Here is an 18934-nt window from a genome sequence, read left to right as displayed (position 1 = left end):
AGGTGAGTATATGGAAGACAATTTCTGGAGGACACGCTATTTTCAACTGTTACCGTTTCATGTGGAATGGGCTAAATGCAAACCAAACAGCGGAATACACCGAAATGATGATGGGCTTTCCAGTGGGCTGGACAGACTTAAATGTTTAGGCAACGCAGTGGTGCCACAGCAGTTTTCAATGTCAAAGGCGTTCTTATCGTCCGCGTCGGCGGTGTACTGGAAATTGGGGTGCTTGGTGATGTCATATTTATCTGACAAAAACGGGCGGACGCCCCGCAGCTGGAGGATACATTTTCCACCGTCCATAACCGCAAGCTCATCCTGGCTCATCAATTCTTTCCCCAATTTCTGATAGTTGAGAGAGTGGGAGGTTTCCCGCCCCCGGCTCTCCCCGGTGTTGTAAGTGTCAATGGTTTCTTTTCCCAGGGCGGCGGCTAACTCCTTTAAGGTGGTGGGTTCCTTGCCGCCCAGAAAGATGGAAGTGTCCATATTTCCGATGATGGTGTCGGCGTTGTCCTTGTAGATGGCCTTCAGCTGGGACTGCGCCTGCAATACCAGACAGGCGGAAATCTCCCGGCTTCGGATGGTGGCTACCAGCTTTTCCAGCTTTGGAATCTGCCCGATGTTGGCGCACTCGTCAATCAGGCAGCGCACATGGACCGGGAGCCTGCCGCCGTACACATCATCCGCTTTTTCACAGAGCAGATTAAACAGCTGGGTGTAGCACATGGAAATCAGGAAGTTAAAGCTGTCATCGGTATCGCTCATAATAAGGAACAGGGCGGTTTTTTTGTCCCCCAGGGTGTCCAGTTCCAGCTCATCATAGGCTGTGACCTCCCGCAGCTCGGCAATATCGAATACCGCCAGCCGCGCGCCGCAGGAAATCAGTATAGATTTTGCGGTTTTGCCCGCCGCCAGCTTATATTTTTTGTACTGCCGCACCGCAAAATGGTTGGGCTTCTCGGATTCCAGCGCGTCAAACATCAGGTCAACAGGGTTTTTGTATTCCTCATCGTCCTCCCGGACCTCCATCGCGTTAATAAACTCAATCAGGGTGGAGAAGTTCTGCTCCTCCACCGGGGCCTCGTAGTGGATATATCCAATCAGGGCGCAGTACAGCAGCGTTTCCGCTTTGACCCAGAAATCGTCACTGGCTTTCCCCTCGCCCTTGGTGTTGGCGATTAAGGTTGTCACCAGCTTCAAAATGTCCTTTTCGCTGTGGATATGAGGATATGGGAATACTGCCCCTTTACGGTATCCAGGTACTGCCGCAGAATCGTTTCCCGGCTCATGGCATTTACCAGCGACACCTCCATACCGGACAGCTGAATATCCGCCGGCATCAGGTCCACACCCTCCGGGTGGCGCAGAATCCCCTCGCCGGGGCGGATCGGCTGATCGGTCAGGATACGGCCCATCGCGTCAGAGAGGGTAAAGGGCAGCTTATCCGGCTGGGGATTGCCCAGGCTGATGGTCAGGCTCCCTTGCGGGTCCCCGTCAATGAGAAGCACTTTCTTTCCGGCCTGCGCCAGTCCTATCCCTAAGTTGGCACAGGTTGTGGTCTTGCCCACACCGCCTTTCTGGTTTGCGATGGCGATGATTTGCGTGTTCAAGATAATCACCTCGTTTCTTGGTATGAAAAAAGGGAGAATGTGACCGGAATCAACATTCTCCCTTAGAAACGATATGTGATTGTGCAATAATCTGTCTTTTGTGAGGTTAGCTTTTGAGAGCCATCTCGCCGCAAACCCGCATGAATACTGGATTTTTGCCTGTTTGCTTTCCCTTTCCCCAATAACCTGTGTTCAACGAGGCATACTGCCGGGACACGTCCATAAAGATTCGGAGCCAGCTTGAGATCAAACGCCAGCGCGGGGATTTCATCGGCTCCTTTGCCGTTTTCGGCTACAAAAAGGACCCTGTTGACCACCACAAGCTGGTGATTGACGATTTTGCCGCAGACGTGGTGCGGGATATTTTCAACTGGAAACTGGACGGTATCAGCGCCATCGACATTGCCGCCCGGCTGAACGTCGGCGGAATCCCCACTCCCATGGACTACAAGCTGTCCCAGGGTATGCGCTATACCACCGCTTTCCGTGTCAAGGAACATTCAAGATGGAGCGCCGGAATGGTGCTGAGAATTCTCAAGAACCCTGTCTATACCGGCGTTTTGGAGCAGGGCCGGGTGACGACTCCCAGCTACCGGGTCAAGCGCCTGGTGCATAAGCCCCGGGACCAGTGGGCGGTGGTGGAGAACTGCCACGAGCCGATTATCAGCAAGTGCGACTTTGAAACGACCCGGCGGGTCCTTGCTATGGACACCCGCACCGCCGAGGTAGGCCAGCCGGTGGAGTTGTTCTCCGGCATGGTCTACTGCGGGGAGTGCGGCGGGCCGATGGTACGCAAGACCGTGCCCTCCGGCAGGAAAAAGTACATTTACTTTGTCTGCGGGGCGCATAAGGACAGAAAAGAGTGCCACCCCCACTCTCTGCGGGTGGAGGCGCTGGAGGAAATTGTCTTAGCAGCATTGCAGGTACATATCCGGGAGGTTATAGACCTCTCCGAGCTTATGGAGCTGACCGACGCTGCCAAGCTCCAGCAGGCGAAGGTGCAGAAAATCCGGGCCCGGCTTGCCAATCAGCAAGAGGAAATCGACCGCTGCCAGAAACTTCTCCGTTCGCTATATGAGAATCTTGCGGACGGTATCATTGACAAGAACGAGTACCAGGAGCTGAAAAGCGCCTACCAGGACCGGCTGTCCCAGGCCGAGGAACAGGCTGAGTTTCTGCGGGAGGAAATGGGCCGGGAGTTGGATAATTCCTCGAACAAGCATTGGATAGAACAGTTTATAAAGCACCGAAATATCGTGTCCCTTGACCGCAGAATCGTTGTCACCTTGATAGAGCGGGTACTGATTTTCCGCGACCGCCGGGTGGAGATAGTCTTCCGCTGGCACAATGAGTTCGAGTGGCAGGCAGAGCTAGTGGCCCGGGCCCGAAAGCTGCTTTCTGAAAAGGAGGCGGTTTGAGTGGCGAGGACGAAACGCAAGGTAAACCCACTGGCTTCTGGGCCCGATGAGCAAATAGTCACTCAAAAAGTGTACAAAACCGGGGCCTATATTCGGCTCTCGGTGGAGGACAGTGGTAAGCCGGGTGCTGACACCATTGAGGCACAAAAGGAGCTAGTGCTGGGCTATATTGACTCTCAAACGGATATGCAGCTTTGCGGCCTATACTGCGACAACGGACGCACCGGGACCAACTTCCAGCGCCCGGAGTTCGACCTGCTGATGGAGGATATCCGTGCCGGGAAAATCGACTGCATTGTGGTGAAGGACCTGTCCAGGTTTGGACGAAACTACAAGGAAACCGGCAACTACTTGGAGCGGATTTTTCCTTATCTGGACGTGCGGTTTGTTGCGGTCAACGACAGCTTTGACACGGCCTCCAAGGGGCAAAATGAGGGGTACATTGTACCGCTGACGAACATTCTCAACGAAACCTACAGCCGGGATATTTCCCGAAAGGTGTCAACTGCCATCAAGGCCATGGAACTGCAAGGCCATTTTCACGGGCCAGCCGCGCCCTACGGCTACGCGAAATCCCCGGAGAATCACAATAAGCTGGTAATCAACCCGGAAACAGCCCCTATTGTCCAGAGCATTTTCAAAATGCGTTTGGAAGGCATGGGCTATCGCCGGATCGCCTGCGCCCTCAATGATAACGGCGTGTTGTCCCCGGGAGCATATCTTTACAAAATGGGTTTCTCGCAAAGGGAAATTTATCGGGACACCCTATGGACCACCTGGAACATCAAAACCCTTCTGAACAATGAGGTCTACCTGGGCCACTTAGTCCAGGGAAAGCGCACCCAAGCGTCTTACAAACAAGCGCGAAAAGACCGTTACGCCCCGCCGGAGGAATGGCGCGTCGTGCGAGATACCCATGAGCCGCTGGTCAGCGAGGAAATGTTCGCAGAGGCCCAGGGCATGGCTGAGCAGAGCAAGGCAGATTATCAGGCAATGACCGGCAAGGGTGACGAGCTAAAAACCCCCAATCTGTTCAAAAAGATTATCCATTGCGGCGACTGCGGAAAGGCCATGTGCCGCCGCCATGTGTACAATCGGACCGCAAACGGCAGGGTATATTATTACAGCTACAAATGCACGACCCATATAAAAATGCCCTCGGCCTGCACCCCGAAAAACCTGAAAGAATCGGCACTGCTTGAGGTTGTGCGCGTCCAAATTGAGCAGCATTTAACGGCGGTTGCCCGCTTGGAAGAAATGGTTTTGCGGGAGTGCGCAGCCGTGTCTGCAAAAAAGCATATTGATATCGACCGCCGGATACAACAGGCACAGCAGGCTCAATCCCGCAGCAAGAAGCTCTTGGAGGGCCTCTATCAAAATCTTGCGGAAGGGGTTATATCGCGGGAGGAATATGCCTCCATGAAAGCCCACTACCGGGAGCAGTGCGCCGGATTTGACAGGCAGATGGCTGAGTTGGAGACTGAACGCCGGTCGCTGGAGCGCTACGGCCCGCAGAACCCCATGTTTAAGGTATGCAGGGACTATCAGGGCGCGGAATTATCCGAAGAACTGATCCACGCTTTAATTGCCGGTATTGACGTGTACGATGACAGCAGGCTGGAGCTCAAACTGGTCTATCAGGATGAATTCGCGGAGGTGTCCCGCTTCTGGAAAGGGGGCGGGGAGCAGTGACGGTTGCCATATATCTGCGCCTCTCCGGCGAGGATAACGATGGGGTGTCAGAATTCGAAAGTATCTCCAATCAGAGGAACCTCCTGCTCCATCATATCCACAATATGCCGGACTTTTTCGGTGCAAACGTGGCAGAGTTCTGCGATGATGGCTGGAGCGGTAAAAACTTCGACCGGCCCGCCGTTAAGGAGCTGCTAGAGCAGGCGAAAAGAGGAGAGATACAGTGCATCATGGTAAAAGACCTCTCGCGCTTTGGAAGGGACTACATTACCGTCGGAAACTACATCACCCGTGTGTTTCCGTTTCTAAATGTGCGGTTTATTGCCGTGAACGACCATTTCGACAGCAGCCGCCGGGAGGATATTTACAGTCTGGGCACATCGTTCCGGGCGCTGATTTATGATATGTACAGCCGGGACGCATCAAAAAAAGTCAAGACCGCAAAACAGCGGCTGGCAAAGCGCGGGGTAAATATCAACCCGGTTGCCCCCTTTGGCTATATGAAGGACCCCAAAGACCGGCACAGGCTGATTCCCGACCCCAAAACCGCTGATGTCGTGAGAAAAATCTTCTCCCTTGTGGCAGATGGCAACAGCATCGAAACCACGGCGAGAATCCTCAATTGCGAGGGAATTGCTCCGCCTTCGCGGAGCAAAAAGGATACTTCCAGTGAACACGCAAACTGGTGTAACGAGCATTGGAATACTGGCACAATCTATACGATTCTCCGCGACCGCCAATATATCGGCTGTTTTGTTTACGGAAAGCGGGTGCGGCCTCAAATCGGAGCGCACCAGCAGCTGACTGCTGATTTTGAGGACAGAATCGTGGTGGAGGATTGCCATGAGCCGCTGGTATCAAAGGGACTGTTTGAAGCGGTCCAAGAACGGCTTGGCAAGCAAAAGCACGAAAAGCACGTTATGCGCAACGACCCTCTCAGCAAAAAGGTGATTTGCGGCGTGTGCGGATATGCTATTGTTCCGCGCGGTCAAAAGGAACGGTACTACCTCTGCCAAAGGCCGAGGACAGTACCGGGGCTGGGCTGCTATGGGGAGAAGATTCTGGAAAGCGATATCCTGGCGGCTGTTTCCGAGGCAATTCTCCAACAGGCCCGCCTTGCGGCTGACTTGGCAAAGATTGCCGTTCAACAAACGGAAATGCGGGAGAAACAGGCCAAGGAGCTACGGCAAAAGTTGCAGGAGTGCCGGGCTGAACAGGAAATTCTGTCGGCTGAGATTACAAAGCTCTATGAGGGTTATGTGGACGGTCGGCTGACGAAACCAGTTTATTCAAGTCAAAAGGCTGTTCTGATGGAAAGGCTTGAACAGGCGCGTGACGCAGAGAAAGATTTGAGCGGGCAGTCTGCGGTATGTGATTCCGGCGATTCTGAGTTTATCGATAAATACCGGGAGCTGGCTGACACGGAGGTGCTGACCAAGGAACGGATTGGAGATTTGTTGGAGCGTGTGACGGTCTTTCCGGGAGGGAGGTTAGAGATTAAGCTGCGGTTTTTGGATGGAAATAGCGCTGCAATGTAAAAAAAAGTTCAAGTTTTGGAAACTTTTTCTTAGTCTGGGCTTGACATTGGATGAGTTGCGTCACACATTCGCCACAACGGCACTCCAAAATGGTGTAGATGTAAAGACTGTCAGCAGTATGCTTGGACACTACGATGCCGGGTTCACCCTTAGAACCTACACCCACGCCACCCGCCAAAAACAAGAACAGGCCGCAGAGAAGATGGGGAGCTTCATGCAGCAGGTCAGGTGAATGTGGGTCAAAAAAGGGCAGAACGGCTGGAACTTCCTACCCAGAAGTCTCCAGCCGTTTCCGCTTATTTCGGCGTGTGGGTCACGGTGTGGGTCAGACACGATTTTAGAGGCTTTTTCAGACAAAGCAAAACCCCCGCAGACCGCAGTCTTACGGGGGTTTTGTGGAGCTGCTATCCAGATTCGAACTGGAGACCTCATCCTTACCAAGGATGTGCTCTACCACCTGAGCCATAGCAGCATGAGAGTTCGCCAGGCGAACTCTTGGCGACCCGGAACGGGCTCGAACCGTCGACCTCTAGCGTGACAGGCTAGCGTTCTAACCAACTGAACTACCGGGCCATCAGTTAAGTAGTTTATGAACTCATGCTCAGTCAAGCGACATTTATAATTATAAGGCATTTTGCGCCTTTTGTCAAGAGGTAATTTCGATTTTTTCCGGGTTTTTCTGTAATTAAACGATAGCGTTCTCGCCCTCTTTTTTCAGATACCGGCGTATGGAGATCACGCCGCCCATTACGCCGAACAGCATCCCCACCAGCACATAGGCTATGTACAAGGTCAGTCCATAGGGGCGGAGGTCGATAATATTAAGGAATTTCACTATCCCGTACACCACCTCTACAGCCTTGTCGTAACCGAAATATAGCGCCGTGGCCGATATGACCCCCGAGAACACGCCGATCAGCACGCCCTCCACTATGAACGGCACGCGCACGAAACCGTTGGTAGCGCCCACGGATTTCATGATGTTTATCTCCATGCGCCGGGAAAATATCGTCACCTTTAGGGTATTCGATATGATAAACAGCGAAACCAGACCCAGCACCACCAGTATGGCAAGGCTCACATAGCGCACCAGCCGGTCCAGGTCGTTGAGCTTCTCCACCACCGAGCTGATATTGTTGGTCTTGTCCACGCCCTCTATGGCCGTGATGGTGGCCAGGGTCTCCTCGTAACGGCTAAGGTCCGACAGGGATATGGTGTAGGCATCCGGCAGGGGGTTGTCCTCGCCCAGGGCGGCGAAAAGGTCGCTGTCGTGTTCGGTGTCCATGCCGCCGATAACGTTTTTCAATCCGTCCTCCTTGGGCACGAAGGTACACTCACTCACGTTGTCCAGGGCGCGCAGCTGCTCGCCTATCTGCACGGCGGTCAGGGAGGGAAGGCCGTTCTCCAGGAATACAGTTACGGTGTTGTTGCTCTCTATCCCATGCATGGTGGAGCTCAAGTTCAGGGATATCAGCCCCGCGATGCCTGTCATCAAAAGGCAGGAAATAAGCACACAGATAGACGCGATGCTCATAGTGCGGTTTTTCCACAAGCCCTTTATGCCCTCTTTAAACAGATATCCTATACTATGAAAGCTCATTCCCATTACCTCCTATCCCGGCCGCGCACCACCTGCGGGGGCAGGTCTTCAGCCTGTTCAATGTCCAGAGCGGGATCATCTTCATAGTCCTCCTCCTCAAGCATTTCAAGCAGCGTGGGCTCATTATTGAAGCGCTCCCTGGCCTGGTCCGCATAGTCGTCCGCATAGCTCATGACCTCCAGCTCTCCGGCTGGGGGCAGGGGAGGGCCCGGCGCCTCCTGGGGCGGGGCCTCATAGCGCTCCTCCACATTATCGTACTCCTCATAGTCCGAGTCCGCCTGCATTTGGGCCTCCTGGCGGGCGGCGTACTCCTGAGGGGGAGCATAGCTGTCGGCCATATCGTTGGTGTCCGCCACTATCTGGCCGCTGTGTATCTGAATGATACGCTTGTGGAAATGCTTGACCAGGGAGTGCTCGTGGGTCACCATTAGCACCGTGGTGCCCCGGCGGTTGATTTCATTGAGAAGGTCAACTATCTCAAAGGACAGCGCCGGGTCAATGTTGCCCGTGGGCTCGTCGGCGATTATCATCTCCGGGTTGTTCACAAGGGCCCTCGCAAGGCCCACCCTCTGGCGCTCGCCGCCGGAAAGCTCGGTGGGGTAGTGCTTAGACTTGTGCTGAAGGCCCACAAGGCTGAGCATATAGGGGACTCTCTTGCGTATGGACTTTCCGGAGGCACCCACCACACGCATGGCAAAGGCCACGTTGTCGTACACCGTCATATGGTCGATAAGCCGGAAATCCTGAAACACCATGCCCATCTTGCGGCGCACATAGGGTATTTTCCCCTTGCGCAGGTGGGAGATGTCCTGCCCGTCCACCAGTATCTGTCCGGAGCTGGGGCGCTCCTCGCAGGTTATGAGTTTTAAAAACGTGCTCTTGCCCGCGCCGGAGGAGCCCACAATAAAGACGAACTCCCCCTTGGGGACCTTCAAGTTGATATCGTGGAGAGCTTCTGTGCCGTTATTGTATACCTTGGAAACATTGTTAAATTCGATCAATAGAAAAACACCTCACAAATTCACAGGACCATTATCCCTGCCGCTCAATACTTGCTGGCGGCATTATTGTCCAGGTATTTCTTTACCATCAGCGCCACCTTAAAGACGATGGCGTCCTCGAACTCCCGAAGGTCAAGGCCCGTGAGCTTGCGTATCTTCTCAAGCCTGTAGACCAGGGTGTTGCGGTGGACAAAGAGCTTGCGGGAGGTCTCCGAGACATTCAGGTTGTTCTCAAAGAAGCGCTGTATGGTAAAGAGGGTCTCATGGTCCAGGGTCTCGATGGAGCCCACCTTGAATATCTCCTTTAGGAACATCTCGCATAGGGTAGTGGGCAGCTGATAGATAAGCCGGGCGATGCCCAGGTTGTTATAGCTGACTATATCCCGGGCGGTGTCAAAGACCTTGCCCACCTCAAGGGCCGTCTGGGCCTCCTTGAAGGACCGGGCCAGCTCCTTGATATTGTTGACTACCGTGCCGATACCCACGCAGCACTGGGTATAGAACTCCCCGGTCAGGGTGTCGACTATGGACCGGGCCAGCTTATCTATATCCTTTTCGGTTATCTCCGGGCGTATCTCCTTCACAAGGGCGATGTCCGTTTCGTTGATGTTGATGATGAAATCCTTGGACTTGTCGGGGAAAAGGTTTTGGAGGATCTCAAAGGAGGATATCTCGTTCTTATCGCTGACCTTTATCAAAAGGCAGACCCTGGCTACCTCGGGCTCGAAGTGGAGCTCGTGGCTCTTGATATAGATGTCCCCTGGCAGAATATTGTCCAATATGACGTTTTTAATGAAATTACTGCGGTCATATTTCTCATCGTAATATGCCTTGATATTATCCATGGCGATGCCCAAAATGCGCACATACCTGCGGGCGTCCGGGTCAGCGCCGGAAACAAAGGCGGCATATGAGGGGTTCTGACGCGGACCAAAGGGCTTAAAGGTGCACTCCTCGGCCACAAAGACGTCCTCGGAGGCCATGGCATCAAGGGTGGCCCTCTCAAAAATATCGCCCACCCTGCTCAAGTCGCTGCAGGCAATGATGATCGAGGACTCATCTATAACGCCGATAGTGCGGTCGATGGCCTCGCTCATTTGGTGTATGATCCCTTGGAACAATCTGTTAGACATAAGTTTCTCCTCTCACAGCTGCAATTTTTAGCGGGAGCTGGTGTAACCGGCTTGGATTTCATAGCCAACTCAAAAGCCGCGTCCAGATACTCTTCTTCTATTTTACATAAACCGAAGGAAAATTTCAACCTTTTTTTCGCATTTTTAAAAAATGAGCGCGGCATATAAGCTATAAAAGTCTGTTTTCCACCAAAATCAGGGAGAGTCCAGCCAAAACCTCTGGTAAACCAGAGGTTTTCAATAGGCAAAAATCTGACGGGCAGACCAGTGCCCGTCAGACCTTACCTTTGCGATCCCTTATAAACCGTGCTTTCCGTCAGTCCAGTATACCGCCCATATCTATTTTTTCCTGGGCGTAGTACCGGGCCTGGGCATCCCAGAGCCGCCGGTACGCGCCCTGCTCCTCACTGAGCAGCCCGTCGTGGCTGCCCAGCTGGACCAGCCTGCCCTTTTGGAACACAGCTATCCTGTCGCAGAACCGGCAGGAGGACAGCCGGTGGGAGATGCACACGGCGGTCTTGTTGCCCGCGATCTCCCCGAAGCGCCTATAGACCTCGGACTCGGCCAGGGGGTCCAGGGCGGCTGTGGGCTCGTCCAGGACCAGGAAGGGCGCGTCCTTATAGAGGGCCCGGGCGATAGCGGCCTTCTGGGTCTCGCCGCCGGAGAACTCCACGCCGGCGTCGTCAAAGTCCTTTGTGATGTAGGTGTCAAGTCCCTGGGGCAGGGTCCCCAGGCGCTCGCCCAGCCCGGCCTCTTTAAGGTCGTGGAGCACCCGGTCCTTGTCGTACTGGACGCTTGCGGCCACGCTCTGGCCCAGCTGGAAGGAGAACAGGTGGTAGTCCTGGAAGACCACCGAGAACAGGGCCATATACTCGTCATAATTGTACTTTTTGATGTCGATGCCGTTTAGGGTTATCTCGCCCTCGGTGGGGTCGTAGAGCCGGCATAATAGCTTTATCATGGTGGTCTTGCCGCTGCCGTTGCGGCCCACCACGGCCAATCTTTCGCCGATGCGCAGCTCTAAATTAAGGTGCCGAAGGGCCCAGCTGTCCGTGCCGGGGTACTTGAAGGACACGTCATGAAACTCGATAAGGAACTCGTTGTCCAGCCGCTTCTCCGTGGGGAGGGTTCCCTGGTACTTGGTGTTCTCCCGGTCCAGGAACTCGAAGGAGCCCCGAAGGAACTCGTTGTTGCTCAAAAGCCCGGTGAACCTGTTCACAAGCTTTTGCAGGCTTCCGGCGAACCTGCTCACCGCGCCCACGTACTGCACCACGCCGCCCAAGCCTATGGCCCCGCACCAGGCCTTGGCCGTCACAGTGAGATATACAGACGCGCTGAGAAGATAGGGGAAAGCTGCCTCGACCGCGCCTATCCAGCCAAGGGTGGGGGAACGCTTCTTTTCCATGACCCCCCAGGTGGAGTTATACTCGTCCATCTCCTGCTTCATGACTCTGGCCTCGTTGTAGAGTCTCATGTCCTTGCCCTGCTTATGGTCGTTGGGCAGGGTCCAGTGGTAGTACATAAACAGGCGGTTCACAAGGGTCATATCGTCCGCCAGGGAGTCCCAGACCTGTGTGCTCTTGTCCGAAGCCAGCTTGAACACAACGAAGGAGAGGAGGAGTAACGCTATTACTATAACTGTCCCCCAGCCCGAGGCGAACACCCCGGCAAGCCCCGGCAGCTCCGGCACAGGGACCAGGAACACCCCCAGGGCCAGCGCCATGGAGCTGAGCACGCCCACAAGCCCCTCCACCATGTCGCTGACGGCCCAGTAAAGGGTGACAAGCCCCCGCCCGCCCCAGTTTTGCAGCTGCTTTATCTTGTCCAGCTTCTCCTGGACCCGCACGTCCTCTACGTCCTGATAGTCCATTTTGAGGAGCTTTCGGGAGTAGAGCATATACATATCGTTCCACATGGTGGTATAAAGGCCCTCCTTGCGCCGGGTGCAGAAGTGCCTTATAAGCAGCAGCACAAGATTTATGCCTGCCGCAAGCCCTGCCAAGAGGGCCAGACGGTTCACGTCCCTGGACCCCGCCAGCTCGTCTATAAGCTGCCCGGAGAAGTACAGGTTGATTATGGGTATCAGCGCCGAGAGCGCCGCCTCGCCCGCGTAGCATATCAGCATCTGCCTGCTGCCCGCCCCTGCAAGATATCTGTAGCCCCGGAGGATCAGGGCCATCTCCTCTTTAAACCGGCTCCATCTCTGCTTCATTTATAAGCTCTCCTTCCTCGTCTGTGCTGCCGCTGCGGTAGTAGGAGCTCTGCACCTCATAGAGCTCGTAATACTTTCCGCGCTTTTCAAGAAGCTCCTCGTGGGTGCCCTCCTCCGCTATCACGCCGTGCTCAAGGAACAGTACCCGGTCGCAGAAGCGGGTGCTGGAGAGCCGGTGGGAGATGTAGAGAGAGGTCTTCCCGGCGGTCAGGTCGCTGTACTTTTCATAGAGCTCCGACTCGGCGATAGGGTCCAAGGCGGCGGTGGGCTCGTCAAGTATGACTATGGGGCCGTCCTTATAGAGCGCCCGGGCCAGCATCAGCTTCTGGGCCTCGCCGCCCGAGAGGTCCACGCCGTCGTGCCAGATGTACTTCATGAGCTTGGTGTCCATGCCCTTGGGAAGCTCTGATACGCGCTCTGAGAGGCCGGCGAGCTCCAGGCATTTCTCCACCTTTTTACGGTCCATATTGTCTGTCATGGCCACGTTCTTCGCCAGGGGATAGGGGCGCACCGCCGACTCCTGGAATACCGCCGAGAACAGGGCGTAGTATTCCTCCCGGTTGAACTCGGTGACGGGTATGCCGTTTAGGAGTACCCGGCCCTCTGTGGGGTCGTAGAGCCCGCAGAGGAGCTTTACCATGGTGGACTTGCCCGCGCCGTTAAGGCCCACCAGAGCGGCCTTTTCACCCGAGCGCAGGGTCAGGCACATATCGTGTATGGTGTCCTTATCTGCCCCGGGGTAGCGGTAGCTGACGTGGTCCAGAGTGAGGGTCCAGCCCCCGTCCCTGGGAATGGGCCGTCCGCCCTCATGCCGGAACTGGTCGGGCCAGTCCAGAAGCTCCCGAAAGGAGGCTATCTTCAGATGAGCCTCGTGCAGGTCCGAGAACTCCTTTAAGCAGCCCAGAAGCTCCTGTGAGAAGTTGCCCACTGCCCCGAAGTACAGGACAAAGGCCGCCGGGTCTATGCTGCCGGTGACAGCGCCGTATATCAGCCAGATATAGGCCGCGCCCTCTCTTAAAAAGGTGATAAGGCAGCTTGCCGCGTCGGCGGCGAACTCCACCCAGCCCTGTTTTATGCCCCAGGCCCGCCGGGCGTTTGAGCAGCTGTCATACAGCTCGCAGAGCCACCCGGACATGCCGAAGAGCCGCACGTCCTTTGCAAACTTATAGTTGCCGGACTCTTCTTCGATATAGTTCATCTTTCGGTCGATGGGGGCCCACTTGTCACGGCTTTTGAAGACCCAGGTGTTGGCTTTGAGCCTTGCTATGAAGCCCAGAGCCGTCAGCGCCGCCACCAGCAGCATTACCCAGGGGCTCAGGGTCCAGAGGAGGGCCCCGTATACCCCGAGACCTATAAGGTTTGAAAGCAGCCGCTGTACCATGCGGAAGGTCTCCTCTAAGGCCGAGTCGTTGGAGTTCATGGCCTGCAGGCGCCTTGTCATGGCGTTTTGGAAATCCTGCTGCTCCCCGTGGGGATAGTCGGTGGTGGCTATCTTCAGGTCCGCGTCGCCGCCCAGATGTCTGCGGGGCGTGATGAGATAGCGGAAGTCAACGTAATTCCGAAGACCCTCGCTTATGGCCGCGCAGAGAAGTATGCCCAAGGACATCAGCCCTATCTCCAGCACCAGGCGCTCGAAGCTTACGCCCTCTTGCAGAAGGGCTATGACCCGGCTGGGCAGCACCATGGCTATGGCGGGGATAAGCGCCCGTGAGACCACTATCACCACCATAAGGGGATAGTACCAGGGGATCAGTTCCCAGGCCTTCCCCAGCAGGAAACTGATGTCGCTCCACATAGAATAATTTGGTTTTTTTGCGTCTTTGTTCTTCATAAAAGACCTCGCTCCTTTCGGGTGAAAGAGTAACATATTTCCCCGGGAAAAAGTAAAACCGTGCACGAACGGTAGCCCACCGCGCACGAATGGTAATTTTACTTCTCTCAAAAGGGGTAGCGTTCCAAAAAAACTTCGCAAAAAAGAAATATTTTTGTTGACAAATCAAAAAATCAGTGCTATTATATAAATGAAAAATAGAAATATATTGAGGTGATATATTGCAATATGGAGGTGAGGCCGATTTTGAATTGTTTTTAGTTCTAAATAAAGGGGTGATAATAGAATTTATATGCGACATAAATTCATAAAAGAAACAATACGCCTTTTTATAAAACGGAGGATTGCATATGAAAAAATCATTTAAGTTAAAATTCATGATTATGAGAAAGGTATCTTCTTTTTTATTAGTTATTGCTTTTATCGGAACAATATGTAATGTCCATACGTTTGCGGGCGCAAATCAAAATGAGATTGTCAATAAAGCTTCAGTGAGCGATTTTACAAATGGTTACAAACTCTCTGGAAAATCCCTATTTACGTTTATTCCACATGCTGACTTTGGCGATACTTCAATTAGCCATTTTAATAACGCTTTATATCAGTGGAATGCTTGTCTTCCGACCGGAGTTTCTGGTATGAATCGTTCGCCTACAAGTCGTCATACAGATACTACTTATCCGAGACAAGATAATATAAATAGGATTTATAGAGTGGCTAATTTTTCTAAAACTTATGTGGCGCAAACGACTAGTTGGTTGAATAAAAGTAGTAAAATTAGGATAGAAGCAGATATTAACTTAAATATGAGATATAAATGGAGTAATGGGGCCTCGTCAGACACTTACGATGTGTGGACTGTGTTCCTTCACGAAGCGGGGCATGTTATGGGCCTTCGTGATTTAGAAGATATAGATTATGTTAATCGAGTGATGTATTACGCATCTACCCTAGGAGAAAAGAAGCGTTCGGTGACATCTGAAGAACGGACGTTGATACAACAAATTTATGGTTGATAAGATTGATGAGTTATACCATATGATTAAATTTGAGAGGAGGATATCTATGAATCGAAAACGTCAAATTTTTAGATCGGTATCAATCCTTTTAGTTACAGTGCTTTTGGGGATTGGTGCTGCATGTGCGGTACATGGTTTAGAAAATATTGAAAATCCAGCGAAGCCAGATAGTTCACAGGATAACATCGTAGAAGATATTTCAGCAGAGGATATCCCAACTATGTACGTATCCGGGTTGTTAGCTAAAAAGACATTGGAAGACTTGGTTACGGAATCAAATCTAATTATTCGCGGTGTCGTGGATCATGCGGAGACACCTATTCAAGTGGAAAGTGCAGATGGAAGCGTTATGAACTTTACGGACTACATTGTGAAAGTGGACGAGACTTTCCAGGGCGGCTCCTTTGACACTGTTACCCTTCGCATGACAGGGGGGCTTGCGAATAATTTAGATGTTGTCTGTGAAGACGAGCCCGAGATGGGGATTGGCAAGGAATATATTTTCTTCCTGTACCATCCCGATTGTGGAGGCAGCTATAATACCGAAGGCGACTACTATTATCTTACCGGCGGACCTCAAGGATTATATTCTATAGAGGGCGCTTCTGAACGTATTGCGGCGCCTGTTTTGGAGGGCTCAGAAAATGCGGCCCCTGTCCGTAAGCTTTTGGCAGATGTCGAGAGGTATCAGTCTGATATCCCGGAGGGGCACACATATAGTATGCGTGAGGAAATTCTCGAGAATATAAAGTACAATTTAGAAACCGGGTTCATTACGCAGGAGGAATATGACAAAATGGTTTTAGAAATGGAGGAATATGCTGTTGTTGTTTCGGACTGACTTATTAGGCTAAAACTTTTTATTGAGATATAGACGAAATCACAAACAAGTGCCCCGAAAAGGGGCGCTTGTTCCCTTCTCAAAGGGGCAGCAGGATCTCCGTAGAGAACACCCCCTCCTCCTGCTGGCGGTTCACGTACCCCCCGCAGAGCTTCACCGCCCGGTCTATCTGAAAGAGCCCGAAGCCGTGGCGGGCGAAGCGGTCCCGGCCCGGCTTTGCGGAGACATATCTGCCGCCTTCAACCCTGCTCCTGCCCGGGGAGGAGTTGGTGACGCTTACGTAAAGCTGGCCCTTCATGGGGGCGATGTAGACCCGCATAAAGCGCTCCTTTTGGTCAGGAAGGCGCAGGCAGGCCTCCAGGGCGTTGTCCAGAAGGTTTCCTAAGATGGTGCACAGGCTCACGTCGGGTATATTGGAGGCGGGCACCTGGGCCGTGGCGCTGACGGCTATGTCATGGGAGCGGCAGAGGGAGAGCTTGGAGTTCAGTATGGCGTCGGCCATGACGTTGCCGGTGCGCAGCACGTCGTCCACCTGTTCGAAGGAGCTGGAGAGCTCGGTAAGGTAATCCTCCAGCTGCCCTGTCTGGCCCAGCTGCAAATAGGCCTGCATAGTCTGGGCGTGGTTGCGAAGATCGTGGCGCATACCGCGTATCTGTCTATACAGGTTCTCCACCTCCTGGACCTGGCGGGTCAATAGGTCGGACTGGAAACGCTCGGTGCGCCGGAGGGCTTCGTTCAGGGTGAGCCGGCGGCAGAGTATTATAGACCCGGCGAATATGAGAAGTATGAAGGTTATGATTATTGATAAGACCCAGCTTTCCAAGCTTTTATCCCTCCTGGCGGTAGAAATTGACGAAGGCGGCGTTGACCTCTAAAAAGCGGTTACGGCTTACGGGAACGGCCTTGCCGCCGTCCAGGATAAGACTGTCCCGACCCAGCCGGTAGATGTGACGGAGTCCCGCCAGATAGCAGCGGTGGCACTGGACAAAGTCCCCCTGTGGGAGCTTTCCGCAGAGCTCCTTAAAGCCGGCTCTGGCCTCCAGGGTATCCCCGCCCGCCAGGGTCACAAGGGTGCGATGGCCGCTGGACTCTATGAGGGCTATCTCCGACAGGAGCACCCGGGCGGCCTGGCCGTCGGCGCACTCTAGTAGTATGAAGGGCTCACGGCCTTCGCGCTGTATGGCCTTGTCAAGGCAGAGATATATCTTGTCCCGGCTGGCGGGCTTTACAAGGTAATGCACCGCGTCCAGTTCGAAGCCCTCTGCCATATGCCCCGCAAGGCCTGTGACGAACACCACCGGCAGCCGGGAGCCGGCGGCCCGAAGCTGGCGGCAGAGGTCCAGGCCGTCGGTGCCGGACATCTGTATGTCTAAAAGCAGCGCGTCCCAGGCCTTGTCCTGCTCCCAGCAGAACCAGAAGGCGTCGCCGCTGGGGAAAAGGCGTATTTCGGAGGGCTCCCGCCGGTCCCGGGCCCAGTCGTTTACAAGGCCCCGGAGAAGCTCCGCCTGGGCGGGCTCGTCGTCGCAAATGGCTATCCTGCGCATGGGGCACCTCCTAAGTTATCAGTCATTATATAATAGCATAGGCAAAATTATTTTTCAAGAACTGCCGCAGACCCCTTGCTATTTTTGCGTGTCTATGCTATTCTTGATAAAACCCAATGAAGGGTAAATCAGAAAGGAAAAAAGCTTATGCTTAAAATCACATTTATGGGCGCGGGCAGCACCGTCTTCGCCCGAAACGTCATAGGGGACTGTATGTGCAGCGAGACTCTTCGTGAGGCGGAGTTTGCCCTGTATGACATCGACGGCCAGCGGCTCCAGGAGAGCGCGGAGATACTGGGGGCCATGAACGAGACCCTGGGGGGCCACAGCAGGATAACCACCTTCCTGGGCGTTGAGAACCGCAAGGAGGCCCTGAGAGGAGCTGCCTTCGTGGTGAACGCCATACAGGTGGGGCTCTATGACCCCTGCACCATCATCGACTTTGAGGTGCCCAAGAAGTACGGCCTGCGCCAGACCATCGGCGACACCCTGGGCATAGGCGGAATTATGCGGGCTTTGCGCACTATCCCGGTGATGGACGACTTCGCCAAGGATATGGAGGAGGTCTGCCCCGACGCATGGTTCCTGAACTATACCAACCCTATGGCCATGCTCTCGGGCTATATGCAGAGGTACACGAACGTCAAGACCGTGGGGCTCTGCCACAGCGTGCAGGTGTGCTCCGAGGGGCTTCTGAAAAAGCTAAAGCTGGAGGACAAGCTGGAGGGCCGCAAGGAGCTTATAGCGGGCATAAATCACATGGGCTGGCTTTTAGAGATAAAAGATAAGGACGGCAACGACCTGTACCCTGAGATCCGCCGCCGCGCCAAGGAGATGAACGCCAGCGAGAAGCACGACGATATGGTGCGCTTTGAGTACATAGACAAGTTCGGCTACTACTGCACCGAGTCCAGCGAGCATAACTCCGAGTACAATATGTTCTATATCAAGTCGAAATACCCCGAGCTTATTGACCGCTACAACATCCCCCTGGACGAGTACCCCCGCCGCTGCGTCAACCAGATAGAGGGCTGGGCCAAGGAACGGGACCAGCTTAGGGAAAGCCATCAGCTGGACCACAAGCGCTCCAGGGAGTACGCCAGCTACATTATGGAGTCCATCATGACCGATGAGCCCTATAAGATCGGCGGCAACGTGCTCAACACCGGCGGGCTCATTGAGAACCTGCCCCAGGACGCGTGCGTGGAGGTGCCCTGCCTTGTGGACGGCCGGGGCGTGAATCCCTGCCGGGTGGGCCGTCTTCCTGTGCAGTGTGCGGCCATGAACATGACCAACATCAACGTGCAGCTGCTGACCCTCGAGGCCGCCGTTACCCGCAAGAAGGAGCATATCTATCAGGCCGCCATGCTGGATCCCCATACCGGCAGCGAGCTGGATATCGATACCATTATCAAGATGGTGGACGATCTGATAGCCACACATGGAGATTGGCTGCCCAAGTACCACTGAGAGTAAAAGCAAAGCCCCCGGC

12 protein-coding genes, 2 tRNA genes and 4 pseudogenes are annotated in these 18934 nt (G+C 54.0%); 7 read left to right on the top strand and 11 right to left on the bottom strand.

Features of this window, described 5'->3' with window-relative positions:
* Nucleotides 1-57 precede the first annotated feature (57 nt).
* Nucleotides 58-1236: pseudogene (locus tag ADH66_RS12360) on the bottom strand (VirD4-like conjugal transfer protein, CD1115 family); the annotation flags it as partial.
* A pseudogene (locus tag ADH66_RS12355) lies at nt 1224-1613 on the bottom strand (ParA family protein); the annotation flags it as partial. The pseudogenes ADH66_RS12355 and ADH66_RS12360, both read right to left, overlap by 13 nt.
* Nucleotides 1614-1801: 188 nt before the next feature.
* Between ADH66_RS12355 and ADH66_RS12350 the strand changes: the two are divergent.
* The 4 genes and pseudogenes from ADH66_RS12350 to ADH66_RS19710 all read left to right on the top strand — a co-directional run.
* Nucleotides 1802-3031, top strand: a complete 1230-nt coding sequence (locus tag ADH66_RS12350; protein WP_066540230.1) for a recombinase family protein — start codon at nt 1802-1804, stop codon at nt 3029-3031.
* A complete protein-coding gene (locus ADH66_RS12345; protein WP_066540231.1) occupies nt 3032-4723 on the top strand; it encodes a recombinase family protein in 1692 nt (563 codons plus the stop codon). It abuts the gene before it with no gap.
* A complete protein-coding gene (locus tag ADH66_RS12340; RefSeq protein ID WP_066540233.1) occupies nt 4720-6261 on the top strand; it encodes a recombinase family protein in 1542 nt (513 codons plus the stop codon). The genes ADH66_RS12345 and ADH66_RS12340 overlap by 4 nt, the downstream gene beginning before the upstream one ends.
* A gap of 52 nt (nt 6262-6313) precedes the next feature.
* Nucleotides 6314-6493, top strand: a pseudogene (locus ADH66_RS19710) (tyrosine-type recombinase/integrase); the annotation flags it as partial.
* A gap of 164 nt (nt 6494-6657) precedes the next feature.
* Here ADH66_RS19710 and ADH66_RS12330 read toward each other — a convergent pair.
* The 7 genes and pseudogenes from ADH66_RS12330 to ADH66_RS12300 form a co-directional block, all read right to left on the bottom strand.
* Nucleotides 6658-6733 (bottom strand) — tRNA-Thr (locus ADH66_RS12330).
* A 24-nt stretch (nt 6734-6757) separates the two neighbouring features.
* A tRNA-Asp gene (locus ADH66_RS12325) sits at nt 6758-6834 on the bottom strand.
* A gap of 112 nt (nt 6835-6946) precedes the next feature.
* Nucleotides 6947-7861, bottom strand: a complete 915-nt coding sequence (ftsX, locus tag ADH66_RS12320) for a permease-like cell division protein FtsX (RefSeq protein ID WP_066540242.1) — start codon at nt 7859-7861, stop codon at nt 6947-6949.
* Nucleotides 7862-8208: 347 nt separating this feature from the next.
* Nucleotides 8209-8862, bottom strand: a pseudogene (gene ftsE / locus ADH66_RS12315) (cell division ATP-binding protein FtsE); the annotation flags it as partial.
* A 44-nt stretch (nt 8863-8906) separates the two neighbouring features.
* Nucleotides 8907-9995 carry a helix-turn-helix domain-containing protein gene (locus tag ADH66_RS12310; protein WP_066540244.1) on the bottom strand — a complete coding sequence of 363 codons (1089 nt, stop codon included), beginning with the start codon at nt 9993-9995 and terminating at the stop codon, nt 8907-8909.
* Between the two features lie 316 nt (nt 9996-10311).
* The gene (locus tag ADH66_RS12305) at nt 10312-12207 is read right to left on the bottom strand and encodes an ABC transporter ATP-binding protein (protein WP_066540246.1); all 1896 of its coding nucleotides are present in this window, start codon (nt 12205-12207) and stop codon (nt 10312-10314) included.
* On the bottom strand, nt 12182-14002 hold the full coding sequence (locus ADH66_RS12300; protein WP_207652990.1) for an ABC transporter ATP-binding protein: 1821 nt from the start codon (nt 14000-14002) through the stop codon (nt 12182-12184). The genes ADH66_RS12305 and ADH66_RS12300 overlap by 26 nt, the downstream gene beginning before the upstream one ends.
* Nucleotides 14003-14388: 386 nt before the next feature.
* On the opposite strand from ADH66_RS12300, the gene ADH66_RS12295 reads away from it, so the two are divergent.
* Nucleotides 14389-15054 (top strand): matrixin family metalloprotease, encoded by a 666-nt coding sequence (locus ADH66_RS12295; RefSeq protein WP_066540251.1) that lies wholly within the window; start codon nt 14389-14391, stop codon nt 15052-15054.
* Nucleotides 15047-15898 carry a hypothetical protein gene (locus ADH66_RS12290; RefSeq protein WP_207652989.1) on the top strand — a complete coding sequence of 284 codons (852 nt, stop codon included), beginning with the start codon at nt 15047-15049 and terminating at the stop codon, nt 15896-15898. Before ADH66_RS12295 ends, ADH66_RS12290 begins: the two co-directional genes overlap by 8 nt.
* A gap of 79 nt (nt 15899-15977) precedes the next feature.
* On the opposite strand, the gene ADH66_RS12285 is transcribed toward ADH66_RS12290, so the two are convergent.
* Together ADH66_RS12285 and ADH66_RS12280 are read right to left on the bottom strand one after the other, a co-directional pair.
* Nucleotides 15978-16721: a sensor histidine kinase gene (locus ADH66_RS12285; protein WP_236757033.1), complete on the bottom strand. Its 744-nt coding sequence runs from the start codon at nt 16719-16721 to the stop codon at nt 15978-15980.
* A 4-nt stretch (nt 16722-16725) separates the two neighbouring features.
* Entirely contained in the window at nt 16726-17442 is a 717-nt protein-coding gene (locus ADH66_RS12280; protein WP_066540257.1) for a LytR/AlgR family response regulator transcription factor, read from the bottom strand.
* A gap of 147 nt (nt 17443-17589) precedes the next feature.
* Between ADH66_RS12280 and melA the strand changes: the two genes are divergently transcribed.
* A complete protein-coding gene (gene melA / locus ADH66_RS12275) occupies nt 17590-18912 on the top strand; it encodes an alpha-glucosidase/alpha-galactosidase (protein ID WP_066540260.1) in 1323 nt (440 codons plus the stop codon).
* Nucleotides 18913-18934: the final 22 nt, after the last annotated feature.

Origin of the sequence: Acutalibacter muris (genome assembly GCF_002201475.1) — a bacterium.
In the GTDB taxonomy this organism is placed as follows: domain Bacteria; phylum Bacillota; class Clostridia; order Oscillospirales; family Acutalibacteraceae; genus Acutalibacter; species Acutalibacter muris.
Note: the sequence above shows the minus strand (reverse complement) of the source record. Positions and strands in the feature narration are given on the sequence as shown.